16 protein-coding genes and 3 tRNA genes are annotated in these 16,244 nt (G+C 32.1%); 16 read left to right on the top strand and 3 right to left on the bottom strand.

The features are described 5' to 3' along the window. Positions 1–130 precede the first annotated feature (130 nt). From cysT to B6K90_RS02735, 3 genes are read left to right on the top strand one after another with little or no spacing between them, the layout of a single operon-like run. Positions 131–961 (top strand): sulfate ABC transporter permease subunit CysT, encoded by an 831-nt coding sequence (cysT, locus tag B6K90_RS02745; protein WP_088010987.1) that lies wholly within the window; start codon positions 131–133, stop codon positions 959–961. Between the two features lie 2 nt (positions 962–963). Further along, on the top strand, positions 964–1,845 hold the full coding sequence (cysW, locus tag B6K90_RS02740) for a sulfate ABC transporter permease subunit CysW (protein ID WP_088010986.1): 882 nt from the start codon (positions 964–966) through the stop codon (positions 1,843–1,845). A gap of 11 nt (positions 1,846–1,856) precedes the next feature. Continuing rightward, positions 1,857–2,939, top strand: coding sequence for a sulfate/molybdate ABC transporter ATP-binding protein (locus B6K90_RS02735; protein ID WP_088010985.1), 1,083 nt, complete (start codon positions 1,857–1,859; stop codon positions 2,937–2,939). 57 nt (positions 2,940–2,996) lie between these two features. Here B6K90_RS02735 and ispG read toward each other — a convergent pair whose 3' ends face one another. The 3 genes from ispG to B6K90_RS02720 form a co-directional block, all read right to left on the bottom strand. Next, positions 2,997–4,097 (bottom strand): flavodoxin-dependent (E)-4-hydroxy-3-methylbut-2-enyl-diphosphate synthase, encoded by a 1,101-nt coding sequence (gene ispG, locus B6K90_RS02730; RefSeq protein WP_088010984.1) that lies wholly within the window; start codon positions 4,095–4,097, stop codon positions 2,997–2,999. A gap of 116 nt (positions 4,098–4,213) precedes the next feature. Further along, positions 4,214–4,546, bottom strand: coding sequence for a hypothetical protein (locus B6K90_RS02725; protein ID WP_088010983.1), 333 nt, complete (start codon positions 4,544–4,546; stop codon positions 4,214–4,216). Between the two features lie 119 nt (positions 4,547–4,665). Beyond that, positions 4,666–5,424, bottom strand: a complete 759-nt coding sequence (locus B6K90_RS02720) for a DUF1189 domain-containing protein (RefSeq protein WP_088010982.1) — start codon at positions 5,422–5,424, stop codon at positions 4,666–4,668. 292 nt (positions 5,425–5,716) lie between these two features. Between B6K90_RS02720 and B6K90_RS02715 the strand changes: the two genes are divergently transcribed. The 13 genes from B6K90_RS02715 to B6K90_RS02655 all read left to right on the top strand — a co-directional run bounded on the left by B6K90_RS02715 (position 5,717) and on the right by B6K90_RS02655 (position 16,233). Continuing rightward, positions 5,717–5,791 (top strand) — tRNA-Asn (locus tag B6K90_RS02715). A 12-nt stretch (positions 5,792–5,803) separates the two neighbouring features. Then, a tRNA-Met gene (locus tag B6K90_RS02710) sits at positions 5,804–5,880 on the top strand. Between the two features lie 12 nt (positions 5,881–5,892). Continuing rightward, positions 5,893–5,982 (top strand) — tRNA-Ser (locus tag B6K90_RS02705). A gap of 229 nt (positions 5,983–6,211) precedes the next feature. Continuing rightward, positions 6,212–6,820, top strand: coding sequence for a superoxide dismutase (locus tag B6K90_RS02700; protein ID WP_088010981.1), 609 nt, complete (start codon positions 6,212–6,214; stop codon positions 6,818–6,820). 114 nt (positions 6,821–6,934) lie between these two features. Next, positions 6,935–8,152: an MFS transporter gene (locus tag B6K90_RS02695; RefSeq protein WP_088010980.1), complete on the top strand. Its 1,218-nt coding sequence runs from the start codon at positions 6,935–6,937 to the stop codon at positions 8,150–8,152. Positions 8,153–8,248: 96 nt separating this feature from the next. Next, positions 8,249–10,408: a peptidoglycan D,D-transpeptidase FtsI family protein gene (locus tag B6K90_RS02690; RefSeq protein ID WP_088010979.1), complete on the top strand. Its 2,160-nt coding sequence runs from the start codon at positions 8,249–8,251 to the stop codon at positions 10,406–10,408. Positions 10,409–10,655: 247 nt separating this feature from the next. Further along, positions 10,656–11,477, top strand: coding sequence for a phosphate ABC transporter ATP-binding protein PstB (pstB, locus tag B6K90_RS02685; protein ID WP_407920490.1), 822 nt, complete (start codon positions 10,656–10,658; stop codon positions 11,475–11,477). A gap of 23 nt (positions 11,478–11,500) precedes the next feature. Further along, entirely contained in the window at positions 11,501–12,154 is a 654-nt protein-coding gene (gene phoU, locus B6K90_RS02680) for a phosphate signaling complex protein PhoU (protein ID WP_088010977.1), read from the top strand. 137 nt (positions 12,155–12,291) lie between these two features. Beyond that, positions 12,292–13,278, top strand: coding sequence for a sugar phosphate nucleotidyltransferase (locus tag B6K90_RS02675; protein ID WP_088010976.1), 987 nt, complete (start codon positions 12,292–12,294; stop codon positions 13,276–13,278). Positions 13,279–13,362: 84 nt separating this feature from the next. Next, positions 13,363–13,512, top strand: a complete 150-nt coding sequence (gene rpmG / locus B6K90_RS02670) for a 50S ribosomal protein L33 (protein ID WP_056475024.1) — start codon at positions 13,363–13,365, stop codon at positions 13,510–13,512. A 105-nt stretch (positions 13,513–13,617) separates the two neighbouring features. Beyond that, positions 13,618–14,181, top strand: coding sequence for a 5-formyltetrahydrofolate cyclo-ligase (locus tag B6K90_RS02665; RefSeq protein ID WP_088010975.1), 564 nt, complete (start codon positions 13,618–13,620; stop codon positions 14,179–14,181). Between the two features lie 233 nt (positions 14,182–14,414). Further along, positions 14,415–15,362: an L-lactate dehydrogenase gene (locus tag B6K90_RS02660; RefSeq protein ID WP_088010974.1), complete on the top strand. Its 948-nt coding sequence runs from the start codon at positions 14,415–14,417 to the stop codon at positions 15,360–15,362. Positions 15,363–15,477: 115 nt separating this feature from the next. Then, entirely contained in the window at positions 15,478–16,233 is a 756-nt protein-coding gene (locus B6K90_RS02655; protein WP_407920485.1) for a M15 family metallopeptidase, read from the top strand. Positions 16,234–16,244 lie beyond the last annotated feature (11 nt).

Below are 16,244 nucleotides of genomic sequence, written 5' to 3'. Positions count from 1 at the left end.
AATACACAGGCGTAGTAGCCAATTCTAGGAATAAAGTATAAGTGCAACTACGTCTCTAGTCTTCGCCTAAAAGGCTCGTCAATTGGCGAGTTTTCTTTTGATTTTTTATTTTAAGGAGGTTTGACACAACTTGTTTAAGAAGCGAAAAAGAATCCTACCTGGATTTGGATTAACGTTTGGATTCTCAATATTATATATAAGTTTTTTTATTTTTCTACCGATTTCGATGCTGTTCTTACATTCTTTCGATATAGGTTGGGCTAAATTTATAAAAATAGTTAGTGAGCATAGAGTACTAATGTCTTATAAAGTTAGTTTTGGAACGGCATTTATTGCTGCGATTATTAACGCTGTTTTTGGTTTATTAGTTGCTTGGGTACTTGTACGTTATCGTTTTCCTGGAAAACGAATCGTAGATGCTTTTATTGATTTACCTTTTGCATTACCGACTGCAGTTGCTGGTATTACTTTAACAACATTGTATTCCCCAGATGGTTGGGTTGGAAAGTTCTTCTCTTTCAAAATCGCTTATACACCACTCGGGATTATTATAGCTCTCACATTTATCGGATTACCATTTGTGGTTAGAATGGTTCAACCAGTTCTTGAAAATTTTCAAAAAGATGTTGAAGAAGCAGCGGCAAGTCTAGGTGCAAACCGTTTTCAAATATTTTGGAAAGTAATTTTCCCAGGGATTTTACCAGCATTATTGACTGGATTTTCTTTAGCATTCGCCAGATCATTAGGTGAGTATGGGTCTGTAGTATTTATTTCTGGAAATATGCCGATGAAGACTGAAATTACACCCTTGTTAATTATGACAAAATTAGAGCAATATGATTACTCAGGTGCAACCGCACTTGCAGTTGTGTTATTAGTAACTTCTTTCTTGCTCTTATTGATCATTAGTATTTTTCAAAGATACGCAAATCGTGCTTTTGTTCAAGGGGGTAAAGGTTAAGAATGGAAAGAGAGTTTAAGATTGAGAGAAAAATAGAAGTGAATGCTAGTACAGAGAAAAAATCAAAATTAAGCTTCAATATAGTACCAATTATTTTAATCGGTATTGTCATTCTCTTTTTAGCCATATTTTTATTTCTTCCATTAGTATCAATTTTTATCAAGGCGTTACAAGATGGTTTTGGAGTTTATAAAGAAACGATTGTAAACGATGAGACATTAGCAGCAATTAAATTGACGTTTATGGTAACGATTATTACGCTTCCGCTAAATGCGATTTTTGGAGTTTCGATTGCGTGGGCTACAACGAAATTTAATTTTAAAGGAAAAAATTTATTATTAACTTTAATTGAACTGCCTTTTGCAGTGTCTCCGGTTGTAGCAGGATTTTTATTTGTTCTTTTATTTAGTCCGAATAATGGGATTTTTGGTGGTTGGTTAAAGGAACATAATTTGAAAATCATTTTTTCAACCCCAGGAATTGTTTTAGCAACAATTTTTGTCACATTGCCTTTTGTAGCAAAAGAATTAATTGCAGTTATGCAGGCAACAGGAAGTGCTGAAGAAGAGGCTGCACTAACTCTTGGTGCGAATGGATGGCATATTTTTTGGAAGGTGACACTTCCGAAAATTAAATGGGGACTTTTGTATGGGGTTATATTGTGTAATGCAAGAGCGGTAGGAGAATTTGGTGCTGTATCAGTTGTATCTGGACATATTCGCGGAGAAACAATTACAATGCCACTTCATATTGAAAATTTATATAATGAGTACCAATTTCCACAAGCTTATACAGTTGCGTCACTTATGTCTATTTTTGCGATTCTGACATTAATTATAAAAAATATTATTGAATGGAAAGTTCTAAAGGAAGAGAAACATTAGGAGAGGATTATATGTCAATTAAAGTTTCAAATGTAATAAAAAGCTATGATAATGAAACTGCCTTAAAAGGAATTGATTTAAAGATAAAAAAAGGAGAATTGGTTGCTTTATTAGGTCCATCTGGGTCGGGTAAAACAACATTATTGCGTATAATTGCTGGTTTAGAAAATCCAGATTTGGGTGAAATATTTTTTGAAGATCAGGATGTAGCAAATGTACAGGTAAAAGAAAGAAATGTAGGATTTGTATTCCAGCATTATGCTTTATTTCAGCACATGACCGTTTTTGATAATATCGCATTTGGTTTAAAAGTAAGACCAAGAGCTACACGTCCTTCTAAAAGAACAATTAATGAGAAAGTGATGGAATTACTATCATTAGTAAAATTAGAAAGCTTTGCTAATCGATTTCCTTCTCAATTATCTGGTGGACAAAGACAACGTGTTGCATTAGCTAGGGCTTTGGCTGTTGAACCAAGTGTTTTATTATTAGATGAACCATTTGGGGCATTAGATGCAAAAGTTCGAAAAGATTTAAGAAGATGGTTACGTAAACTCCATGATGAAATTCATATTACTAGTATATTTGTAACACATGATCAAGAGGAAGCACTTGAAGTTGCAGATCGAGTTGTCATTATGAATGGTGGAACGATTGAACAAATTGGAACACCTGAAGAAGTTTATCATACCCCAGCAAGTCCGTTTGTTTATGATTTTCTTGGGAAAGTTAATTTGTTTCATGGAAGGATAAATAAGGGAAACTTAATAAGTGGAGGATTAGAAATCCCATTACCAGAATTAGTTGAACAAGAACATAAAGAACATAACGAGGTTACAGGTTATGTGCGCCCTCATCAAATTACAATCGAAAAATTTGAAACCAATCAAACTTCAATCAGTGCAATCGTAACGCATATTCATGCTGTAGGACCGATAGTATATGTGGAAGTCCTACGGGAGGATACAAATGATTATGTTGAAATCGAACTCATGAACGAATTGTTCTACGAACTTAATATTCAACTAGGAGAAAGGGTATTTGTTCGTCCTAATGAATTGAAGGTATTTATCCCACAAGATTATTCGATTTAATAAGATAGGAAGAACAAAAAAGGTTAAGGATCAGAATCCTTAACCTTTTCATTATTTTTAACCTTTTGCTGCTTCTAGTTCAGCTAGTTTTTCTTTTGCAATGATGTCGATTTCACGTTTTAGTTCTTCAACCATTGTTTCTTCTGGTACTTTACGAACGATTTCTCCGTGGCGGAATAGTAATCCTTCACCACGAGCTCCAGCAATACCAATGTCTGCTTCACGTGCTTCTCCAGGACCGTTTACTGCACATCCAAGTACGGCAACTTTAATTGGTACTTTTAGAGTTGAAATGTATTCTTCAACTTCATTTGCAATACTAATTAAGTCAATTTCGATTCGACCACATGTAGGGCAAGAAATTAATGTCGCTGCATTTGATGATAAACCGAATGATTTAAGTAATTCCCTTGCAACTTTTACTTCTTCAACTGGATCTGCGCTTAAAGAGATACGCATAGTATTTCCGATCCCTTTACTAATGATAGCACCTAAACCAGCAGCACTCTTTACTGTACCTGCAAACAAAGTACCTGATTCAGTAATACCTAAATGTAGGGGATAATTGAATGCTTTTGAAGCTTTTTCATAAGCCTCAATTGCTAGGTTTACATCTGATGCTTTCATAGAGACGATGATGTCATGGAAATCTAAATCTTCAAGGATTTTAATATGATGTAGTGCACTTTCAACCATTCCATCAGCAGTTGGGTAACCATATTTCTCTAAGATACGTTTTTCTAATGAACCAGCATTAACACCGATACGAATAGGAATTCCTTTTGCTTTAGCAGCATTTACAACTGCTTCAACTTTTTCTTTACGACCGATATTACCTGGATTAATTCTTATTTTATCTATTCCGCCTTCAATTGCTTTTAAGGCTAATTTATAATCAAAATGTATATCTGCAACAAGTGGTATGTTAATTTGTCTTTTAATATCAGCGATTGCATTTGCAGCTCTTTCGTCTGGTACTGCAACTCGAACAATCTGACATCCAGCTTCTTCAAGTCGTTTAATTTCTGCAACTGTTGCTTCAACATCGTGTGTTTTTGTTGTTGTCATACTTTGGATTGAAATTTCATTTGCTCCACCAACAACTACATTACCTACTTTAACTGCACGTGTTTTACTTCTATGTGTAATTTCGTTCACGAGTAACTCGCTCCTTCAAAAATAACTTATTTCTATTTTTTATATCTCTACATTATCATATTTTCTTCATGATTACTCATTTTATCAACTGGTTCTAAAGAAATATAACACAAATTTTACTTTTTGGAAGAGTAAATTGGGAATTTATATGATTTTCCACTTTGAATTTTAGTAGGTGATAGTCCATCGTTTAACGCACTAAAATCTTTTGTGATTTGGCTGATTGGCTGGTTAAAATCAGGGTTAAGATCTTCGATAATTCCTAAAACAGTGTCACCGTTTTTCACTTGAATTTTTTCATATTTTGGAAGTGAAGTTGATTTTGTTTCTGATTTTGATGCTTTTGCTACTGTAGCAATATTTTTAGTTGGGATTGTCCCTACTTGTAGATCAAAGAATATTATATATGCAAGCAATAAAGAACCGAGTAAAAAAGCTATTTTTTTCATTAATAATCACTCCTTTTGTAGACTATATGCTTGTCCACAACGAATATTCCTACTAAGGAGATTGTACTTATAAATTTTTTAACAAAAAAAAGAAGTGTAAAATCACACTTCAGTAAACATTATTTTTTGGAAGGTAAATTATTAATTGTTAATGTGTACATACCAACTGTAATCAAAATAAAAATTAACGTTTGAAATGGAATATTTATTTTCAAAAATCCTAGCAACAAATAGATGACAGTAGGTAATGTTAAGCTATACGAAACCATTGCAAAGCGCTGTCTAAACGGCAAATGCTTAGTTGACTTAAATAAAGCTGTTAAAAACGCTAATAATGTAGCAACTATAAATATGAAAATACATGACCCTAAATAAAATAGAAAAAATAATGCAATTAAAAATACTGGAAGAGCTTCTTTTATATTGTTAATAAATTTCGAAACGTCCGCTTTGTTTATTTCAGTAGAATTTAATGAAGGGTAAGGGTAATCTTGCTCGCCTTTATCATTTTTAATAACTACTCTATTTTTTAATACAACAACGGCAAACTGTTCATTTTTTAATTTTGAAGGTATAACCGTTTCATTTGGATAAAAAGCATACTTATATTCGCCGATATTTCGTTCGAATGGCGTATTGTCGTTAATTGTTAAAGATCCTTTATTTAAAGAAATCGACTGAATATTATCTTTAAGCAAATCAGATACATTGTTCACCTGAAGCTTCACATTTTTTTCAAATGAAAAGAAACCTGGAAGAGTATATAAAATTGCTAGTAGGAAAAGAAAAAAGATAGTTTTACCGATTTTTTGGAGTCTATATCTTGATATTGTTTTTGGAGAGTATAAACTAAACCAAAATTGTTTAAATATATTCATAAACTCATCCTTTCTTATTTTAATGTTATTTCACTTCCCGAAATTTATTAAGTAACTTTCGGGCTATTTTGTATATTATAATCTTTTTTTTGAAATTGAATATTAAACTTTAATTAAAATGATAAGAGAAGGATAGGGAGAGAAAGAATTTAAGTCTGGCTTTTAAAAAAAACAATTTATTTTCACTAAAAAATAGTTTTATAAATTAAAATAAAAAAAAATAATAAAAAGTATTGACGTTTCGTTTGAAAGATGATAAATTAAATATTGTCTTAAGGACAATGCAAATTATTCCGCAGTAGCTCAGTGGTAGAGCACTCGGCTGTTAACCGAGTGGTCGTAGGTTCGAACCCTACCTGCGGAGCCATTTATATAGTTTGGCGGTGTAGCTCAGCTGGCTAGAGCGTACGGTTCATACCCGTGAGGTCGTGGGTTCGACTCCCTCCGCCGCTACCAATATTTTATTATGGAGTAATACCCAAGTCCGGCTGAAGGGATCGGTCTTGAAAACCGACAGGGGTGTAACAGCCCGCGGGGGTTCGAATCCCTCTTACTCCTTAAAAGTAAAAAAGTCTTCAACTATCATGTTGAAGACTTTTTTACTTTTTAAATTAACGAATGATGATATTAAATCTTCTATGACTACATCATTTAATCAAAATTTTTACTTCCAAAAATTAATCTTTTTTACTTTCTTTCCCTTTTGTGAGCATTACTATTGAAATCTTTCAGTTTATTTGATAACTTTAAATTGAAATTCACTATTATCTTTGGGAGGAAATTAAAAATGTCAAAATTTGAATTACCACAATTACCTTATGCTTATGATGCATTAGAGCCACACTTTGATAAAGAAACAATGAATATTCACCACACTCGTCACCACAATACATATGTAACAAACTTAAACGCTGCTTTAGAAGGTAAAGAAGTAGCTGCTTCTTCAATTGAAGAATTAATTTCAAACTTAGATGCACTTCCAGAAGGTATCCGTACAGCTGTACGTAACAATGGTGGTGGACATGCTAACCATAGCTTATTCTGGACTTTATTAACTCCAGAAGGAACTGGCACTCCAGTTGGTGAAGTTGCTGAAGCAATTAACGCTAAATTCGGTAGCTTAGATGAGTTAAAAGCTGCTTTCACTCAAGCTGCATTAACTCGTTTCGGTTCTGGTTGGGCTTGGTTAGTAGTAAACAACGGTGAATTAGAAGTGACTAGCACAGCTAACCAAGATTCACCATTAATGGAAGGCAAAACTCCTATCTTAGGTTTAGATGTATGGGAGCATGCTTACTACTTAAATTACCAAAACAAACGCCCTGACTACGTTGGTGCATTCTGGAATGTAGTAAACTGGGAAAAAGTAGAAGAATTATACCAAGCTGCTAAATAATTAACAAAAAATGGCACTACTTAATTTATTTAAGTAGTGTTTTTTTTTGTTTAAAAAAAGGATAAATTTTCATTTACTCGGAAAACTAGTTCATGAGACAAAGGAGAGTATATTATGAGTAAGTGGAAATTTTTAATAGGTGACGTAGATTTAAATAAAGATTTAATTCTTTTACTAAGTGTTGGTGGATTGTTAAATTTAGCGACAGCTTTATCTAGCACATTTGTAAATGTTTATTTGTGGAAGCAATCAAATAGTTATTTACCAATTGCTTCGTATCAATTTTCGATCGCTTTTTTTCAAGCTCTTACATTTGTAATAGCAGGTAGATTAGCTAAAACAATTGATCGCGTTGTCATTTTAAGAGTGGGTATTTCTTTTTTAGCAATATTCTACATAGTCGTTTTACTATTTGAAACGAAGACATTATTAGCAACAATTTTGATTGGAGCGATTTTAGGAATTGGAAATGGTTGTTACTATTTAGCATTTAATTTATTAACGTTTGAAGTTACTGAACCAGAAACTAGACAATTTTTTAATGGTTTTTTAGGGCTAATTAATTCATTTACGGGAATGCTTGGCCCATTTATAGCTGGAGCGATTATCTCTTCAATGATCGGAAATAAAGGTTATCATTTTGTGTTTCTCGCTGCAGTTATTTTATTTATATGTGCAGTTGTCTTAAGTTGTTTCTTAATTAGACGGGAACTTGATAGTGAATTCAATATTAAGCGCGTCATTCAAGAAAGAAAATTAAATGACAATTGGCGGAAAGTAACAAATGCTAATTTCTTTCAGGGGATTCGTGAAGGGATTTTTATGTTTGTTATTTCGATTTATATTTTCTTATCTACCGGAAGTGAATTTGCATTAGGGAAATACGGATTAATTACATCGTTAATTAGCTTTATTACCTACTATATTGTTACAAGAATTATAAAAGAAAATTTTCGAATGAAAGCTATATTTATAGGTGGTTTTCTACTATTCTGCGCTGTTTTTGTAATCGCTTTTAAAATTACATTTCCATTATTAATGATATACGGTGCAATAATTTCTTTAGCATATCCAATCATTTTAGTACCTTACTTATCTTTAACATATGATATAATAGGAAAATCGTATAAGGCCAGGGAATATAGGGTGGAATATATCGTTATACGTGAAGTGTATTTAAATAGCGGTAGAATGTTTTCTATTGCAGTTTTCATTGTATGTACTTCAATATTTCAACCAGAACAAGTTATTCCAATATTAATGTGTTTATTTGGTACAGGACACTTTTTGGTCTATTTCGTAATGAGGAAATTAGAATATAAGCATGCTTAAGTATTGTCACTAAATTGTCAAAAACTTAGCTGCGATTCCATTTCCAGTTCAACAAAATATTAATATGTAGTAATTGTAGAAAAAAGAGGAGAAAAAATGAATAAACAAAAGAAATATAAAATCACACTACCCACACGACTGAATGTACTATTTTTTCTTGTGTTTGTCTTATTTTCTTTTTTAATTCTAAGATTAGGTGTTGTGCAAATTGTTAAAGGTGAAGACTATAAATTAGAATTAGAGCGAACAGAAAATATGACCGTTGATCAAGCTGTGCCAAGGGGGAAAATTTTAGATCGTAACGGAAAGGTTGTCGTAGATAATACGCCTTTACGTACAATTACGTATACGAGAAAAAAAGGGACAACTTCTGGTGAGTTATTAACAATGGCTACAAAGTTAAAAAGTTATCTAAAGATGCCAACTAATAAAATAACTGAACGAGATAAAAAAGATTATTGGTTATTAACGAATCCTAAAGATGCAAAAAAGCTAGTATCAAAAGAAGAAAATAAAACACTAAAAGCCCAAAATAAAGATGATGACGCTGCTTACAACAAAGCCTACTATAATTTACAGCTTGATAAAATTACAGCAGATGATATCAATTCACTTAGTGCAAATGACTTGCAAATACTTGCGATTTACAAGCAAATGAGTGTCGGTTATGCACTAACTCCACAAACAATAAAAAGTGAGGGAGTAACTGAAAAAGAATATGCGACAGTTAGTGAACATTTGGACGAGCTTCCGGGTGTAGATGTAACGACAAATTGGGAAAGAAAATACGTTTATGGTGATACGTTCCGAACAATTTTAGGTAATATAACTTCTGAAAAAGAAGGCTTACCTGCTCAAAATGTAGATTATTATTTAGCACGTGGTTATGATCGTAATGACCGTGTAGGAAAAAGTTATATAGAAAAGCAATATGAAGATGTTTTACGTGGTACAAAAGGTAAGGCACAAAATGTTATCGATTCAAATGGAAATGTTGTGGATACGAAAGTAATTACTGAAGGGGAACCTGGAAGTGATTTAGTCCTATCAATTGATATTGAGCTTCAAGGTAAGGTTGATGAAATAATAAAAGATAGGCTATTACAAGCAAAAGCAACGTCAAATGGTCGATATTTGGATCGTGCATTTGTTACGATGATTAACCCGAAAACGGGTGAAATTTTAGCCATGTCAGGAAAGCAAATTGTTAAAGACAAAAAGACAGGAAAAAATAAAGTTGTAGATTACGCAACAGGAAACATTACTTCATCTTATGAGATGGGTTCAACAGTAAAAGGTGCAACTCTTTTAACGGGTTATCAAACTGGCGCAATTACTCCAGGTCAAAAGCAATTCGATACACCGATTAAAATTGCAGGTACACCAGTTAAAGCGTCATATAAAAACTTCGGTTGGATTAATGATTTAGATGCACTAAAGTATTCTTCAAACGTTTATATGTTCCGAACGGCTATGGCTATTGGACATGCAAATTACGTTCAGAATAAGCCTTTAGATATCGACGTTAAAGCGTTTGATACATTCCGAAATAGTTTCAGTCAATTCGGACTAGGTGTTAAAACTGGAATAGATTTACCAAATGAAGCTATTGGATTTAAAGGTGTAGACAAAAGCCCAGGTTTCCTTCTTGATATGGCGATTGGACAGTATGATACTTATACGCCACTTCAATTAGCTCAATATGTATCTACAATCGCAAATGGAGGTTACAGAATTCAACCACATGTTGCGAAAGAATTGAGACAACCTTCAATCGGGGATGATACTGGTGTCATTAGACAAGAAATTAAGCCTAAAGTATTAAATCGAATTGATATGAAACAATCATACATCGATCATGTTAAACAAGGTTTAATCAAAGTATATAATGAGACTGGTGGTACTGCTCACAAATACTTCACAGGCGTCGACTATAAAATAGCTGGTAAAACAGGTACAGCCCAATCTGTATACGACGGTCCAGATCGTAAAAAATACAATGGGCCACAAAAAACTTATAATGAAACATTGATGGGATATGCTCCGTATGACAATCCTGAAATTGCCTTTGTAGTAGTAGTTCCTTGGTTACAAACTGACCAAGCGCCAGTAAATAAATACATTGGCCGAGATATTATGGATGAATACTTTAAATTGAAAAAAGAAAGACAATCAATTTATAATGACGAACCAAAAGACAGTTTAGATAATCAAGACAATCAAGATAGTCAAGATACTCAAAATAAAAATCAATAAAAAAAGAGAAGGGGTGAGGCCCCTTCTCTTTTTTATTTGGAAACCCCCTCTTCCTTCACCTTTTGAACTTATTTACACAATCTTTACATTCGGTTAAAACAGGTTTAATAGTTTGAGAATATGATTATTCATGTAATGTATTACTGAATTTCAACGATTATAAATTTTATCTATTGTTTAGTTAATATTTTATATATCAAAAATAGAAAGCTTCCTTTAGGATGAGAGGGGATCGAAAGTTATGACAATGACATTAAATAGAGAGAATACAATTAAAAACGAAGATATACTTGAGACAAATACAAACTTAAAAAAATCAATTGTTTATGATACTCAAGATTTAAATTTATGGTATGGACAAGATAAAGCATTAAAAAATATAAATTTAAGTATTTATGAGAATGAAGTTACTGCGATTATTGGACCTAGTGGATGTGGTAAATCGACCTATTTAAAAACGTTAAATCGTATGGTTGAGTTAGTTCCTTCAGTTCGTACAGAAGGGAAGATTCTTTACCGCGAACAAGATATTTTCGATAAAAACTATCCAGTTGAAGAATTAAGAACACACGTAGGGATGGTATTCCAAAAACCAAACGTATTCCCTAAATCAATTTGGGAAAACGTTGCATATGGACCAAAAATACATGGAATTAAAGATAAAGCTACATTAAATCAGATAGTTGAAAAAAGTTTAAAAGGCGCAGCAATTTGGGATGAGGTTAAAGATCGTTTACATGAGAATGCTTTTGGTCTTTCAGGAGGGCAACAACAACGTATATGTATTGCACGTTGTCTAGCAATCGAGCCAGATGTTATTTTGATGGATGAGCCAACGTCAGCACTTGATCCTATTTCAACTTTAAAAGTTGAAGAGTTAATTCATGATTTAAAGAAAGATTTTAGTATTATTATTGTTACGCATAATATGCAACAAGCAGCTCGTGTTTCTGATAAAACTGCTTTCTTTTTAAGCGGTGAAGTAGTTGAGTTCTCAGATACAAATAAACTGTTCTCAACACCTAAAGATAAACGTACTGAAGACTACATTACTGGACGATTCGGATAATAGAAGGGAACAGGTGAAAAGAGATGAGAAATCAATTTGAAGCAGACTTAAAATCATTACAAGAAATGATCATCGAATTGGCTGAGAAAACAAAAAAAGCAGTAATTAAAAGTATGGAAGCCTTTCGTACTGAAAATATTGAATTAGCTTTAGAAGTAATTGACGAAGATGATCGCATCAACAAATTAGAAAAGGAAGTTAATGAATTAATTTTAGTTATTATTACAAGACAACAACCGGTTGCTGTTGACTTAAGAAGAAATTTAACTGCTATAAAGATTGCTCATGATCTTGAACGAGTTGCAGATTATGCAGTAAATATCGCAAAATCGACAATTCGTATTCGTAGTCGTCAAGAAAACTTACCTTTAGAGAATATAGAAAAGATGCATGAACTTGGCTTAGATATGTTAACAAAAGCCTCAGAAGCATACCGAACTGAAGATTTACAAGCTGCAAAAGAAATTGGTGAAATTGACGATCTTGTTGATGAATTATATGGAACAACCGTTAGAACACTAATGTCGAGCATTGCAAATTCTCCTGAACATGTATCGAATATCATGCAAATGGCATTTATTTGTAGATATCTTGAAAGAATTGCAGATTATGCAACAAATATTGCGGAGAATATTTATTATTTAGTTAAAGGTAAACATTATTTATTAAATCAATAAAAAATAAGACTTTTTTTAAAACAGTAAAATAAGATAAAAGGGTGTTCAGACAAAATTTACCTGAAGGCCCTTTTGTCATATTTATGTAATATAAAGCATACTTCTTTAACTAGTATAAGATATTGAGGTGGTAATAAATGAAGGTTGTTATTTTAGCTGGAGGATACGGTCAAAGGCTTTTACCAATTACTAACAACATTCCTAAGCCACTATTACCAATCGCAAATAGAGCGGCAATTGAGCATTTAATATTACATTTAACAAGACTTGGGTTTAATGAATTTATCATTCAGCTTCATTATATGTCCCAAGCAATTATTGAGACGATCAATGCGATGAAATTAAAAAATGTTTCAATTGATTATATTATAGAAGAAAAAAGTTTAGGGTCAGCTGGTTGTTTAAGACTATCTAAGCATTTTCTTAATGAACCCTTTCTATTAGTGAGCGGTGATATTTTATTTGACGCTGATATTAGAGATGCCTTAAAAATTCATATTGAAAGTAAAAGTAGATTTTCTATGTTTGTAAAACAAGTCGAAAAATGTGGATCATATGGAAATGTAAAAGTAAAAAATGGACAAATAATCGATTTTATTGAAAAGCCAAATGAAGGTAGTGAAATTAGTAAATTAGTTAATACTGGAATATATATTATGAATCCTGAATTATTACTTCAAATTCCAGAAAATCGTTATTTTGACATTAGTAATGATCTAATTCCTTTAATGTTAAAAAATAATATTAGTTTAAATGCTTTTCAATTAGAAGGTTATTGGATTGATTACGGAACTCCTAAAAGGTTTGCAAAGCTGAACGTAGATTGGATTGAAGAGAAATTAAACTTACCTATTCCAGCTGTTCAAATATTACCAAGAATCTTTTTAGGTGAGCATGTAACGATAAATAATAATGTTAAGATTGTTTCTCCAGTTATTATTGGGAATGATGTTACGATTGAAGAGAACTGTGTAATTGGCCCATATGTGTCAATTAGTTCTAATATTCGAATCAATCAGGGCAGTGTATTACATCATCAAGCAGTCTTTCAAAAATATACTCTGAATTATGAGAATAGATTTGTACATAATTCAATAAAAAAAATATCAAAAGAAATGCATTGAATCAATAAAAACTATGGAAATTATCGCGAAAGAATGTTATTATATACAAGTCTGATTATGTCACTATGTCAGGAGGGAAAATAAATGCGCGTAAATATTACATTAGCATGTACAGAATGCGGAGATCGTAACTATATCACTACTAAAAATAAACGTAATAACCCAGACCGTCTTGAGCTTAAAAAATATTGCCCAAGACTTAAAAAAGTTACAGTTCATCGCGAAACAAAGTAAACAGTAGGAATTTTCCTACTGTTTTTTTTTATTTTAAAACTTATAATTTTAATTAGAATACATTTTTTATATAAAACTTGACCTGACCTAAGGAGGCCATAAGTTATGGGAAAAAAAGAAATTAGGAATTCTATGATGAAAAATTTGAAAAAAATTTCATTATTAGACAGAGACAAAAAGTCAAAACAAATTATAGAAAAATTATTAAGTACAGAAAAATTGAAGAGTGCAGATATTATAGCAACTACTATGCCAATGGAACATGAAATAAATACAAAGTATTTAATAACTGCTTGTTGGAAAATGAATAAATCAGTTGTTGTACCTAAATGCAACCATGAAACTAGAGAAATGCATTTTTACAAAATCAAATCTTTTGATGATTTAAAGAAAGGGTATTTTGGTATACAAGAGCCTATTGAAGAAAAATGTGAGGAAATTAGGAAAGAATTTATTGATTTAATAATTGTTCCTGGAGTAGCATATACAAAAAATGGTGAACGTTTAGGATATGGTGGTGGTTATTATGATCGATACTTAGAAGATTATAATAAACAACTCTTAGCGATAGCTTATGACATTCAAATCGTTGATGAACTACCTACAGAAAAACATGACGTAAAAATACCTTTAGTTTTAACAGAATCAAGAATAATAGAAGTAATTTAATAAGTGCATAATGTGACACGAATTGTTTAAAAATAGGTAAAGCTTAATTATGAAATAGACTTATTGCCTAAAAAAGACAAATTTACACACAATGTATTTACACACAATGTATTTGTACACAACTAACATTGTAACAAATTTGTAAAATGTTTCACAAACTTCGAGTGATAATACATATATAATAAAGAAGTCCCAATTACTTACACTTTTATAACACAAATGAGGTGGATATTATGTTACACAAAGAAGTAAATCGTGTCGCACTTATCGGAACAGGCGCAGTTGGAGCAAGCTATGCTTTTGGTATGTTAAATAAAGGTGTTGCCGAAGAATTAGTTATGATTGATTTAAATAAGGATAAAGCGGAAGGAGACGCAATGGATTTAAGCCATTGTCTTCCTTTTGTAAGTTCTAGAACAAAAATTTGGGCTGGAGATTACAGTGATTGTAAAGATGCGAGTTTAGTCGTCATTACAGCTGGAGCAGCTCAAAAACCAGGAGAAACTCGTTTAGATTTAGTTGCAAAAAATTGCGCTATTTTTAAAGGAATCGTTGGAGATATAATGGCATCAGGATTTGATGGTATCTTTTTAATTGCCACAAATCCAGTAGATATTTTAACATATGCGACTTGGAAATATTCAGGGTTACCAAAAGAAAGAGTAATCGGATCTGGTACAAGTTTAGATACTGCACGTTTTAGATATATGCTTGGTGATTACTTTAATGTTGATGCAAGAAATATCCATGGATATATAATAGGTGAACATGGTGATAGTGAACTACCAGTTTGGTCTCAAACAACTATTGGCACGTCTCCTGTACACCATGTATTAAAGAAAAATCCAAAATACAGTCAAAGAGAGCTTGATGAAATCTTTTTAAATACACGTGATGCTGCATACCACATAATAAAGAAAAAAGGTGCAACATACTATGGAATTGGAATGGGCTTAGTTAGATTAACAAAAGCGATTTTAAAAAATGAAAATAGTATTATTACTGTTTCTGCTTATTTAGATGGACAATATGGAGAACATGATATATACATTGGCGTTCCAGCAGTAATAAACCGTGGTGGAATTCGAGAAATCGTTGAACTAGATTTAAATGAATTAGAGCAACGTCAGTTTAAAAACTCTGTAGACACATTAAGAAAAACGATGGAGCCTATTTTATAAATTTGAACAACTAAGACCTCTTTCAATGAAAGAGGTTTTAATGTGTAGATTATTTGAAAAATACGCCATCTTTTAATATTGTAAAAGTAACAATAAAGATGTTAAGGAGGTAATTTTGAAAAAGATAAAAGGTAAGTACTCATGGGTTTTAATAATATTTATAATTATTATTGGACTAGCTCTATTTTTTAGAAACCAACATTATTTTAATAATCAAAAGACTAAAGAGACTTCGTTGAAATTTCCTAATTACGATGATACAGCCAGCGAAGATGAGGATGGTTTATTAGCTGTAAAGAATCCTACATCTAATTTAGTATTAGTTAATAAAGAAAGAAAGCTACCAGAGGGGTATGAACCGCCAGATTTAGTTTATCCGATTGTTCCTTTACATGGTGTAAACAAAGATAAGACATTAATGAGGAAAGAGGCAGCTCATGCTTTAGAAAAATTATTTGAAAGAGCAGAATCAGATGGTATACAGCTTACTCCAGTTTCTGCCTATCGCTCTTTTGATCGACAACGAAGCTTGTATAATTATTATATACAAATTCATGGTGCAGATTGGACTCAATCTTTTAGTGCTGTTCCTGGCACAAGTGAACATCAAACTGGTTTATCAATAGATGTATCATCCCCAAGCTTCGGTAACAAGCTTGAACAAGAATTTGGAGAAACGAAAGAAGGAACTTGGCTTGCAGACCATGCACATGAATTTGGATTTGTTATTCGTTATCCAGAGGACAAAGTAAAGATTACTGAATACAATTATGAACCATGGCATATAAGATATATCGGAATAAAATACGCTACATATCTCTATGAAAATGATTTAGTGTTAGAAGAGGTTATGAAGCCAAAAAATAATTAAAAATGCCTATA

Source organism: Gottfriedia acidiceleris (genome assembly GCF_002128425.1).
GTDB classification, from domain to species: Bacteria; Bacillota; Bacilli; order Bacillales; family Bacillaceae_G; genus Gottfriedia; species Gottfriedia acidiceleris.
Note: the sequence above shows the minus strand (reverse complement) of the source record. Positions and strands in the feature narration are given on the sequence as shown.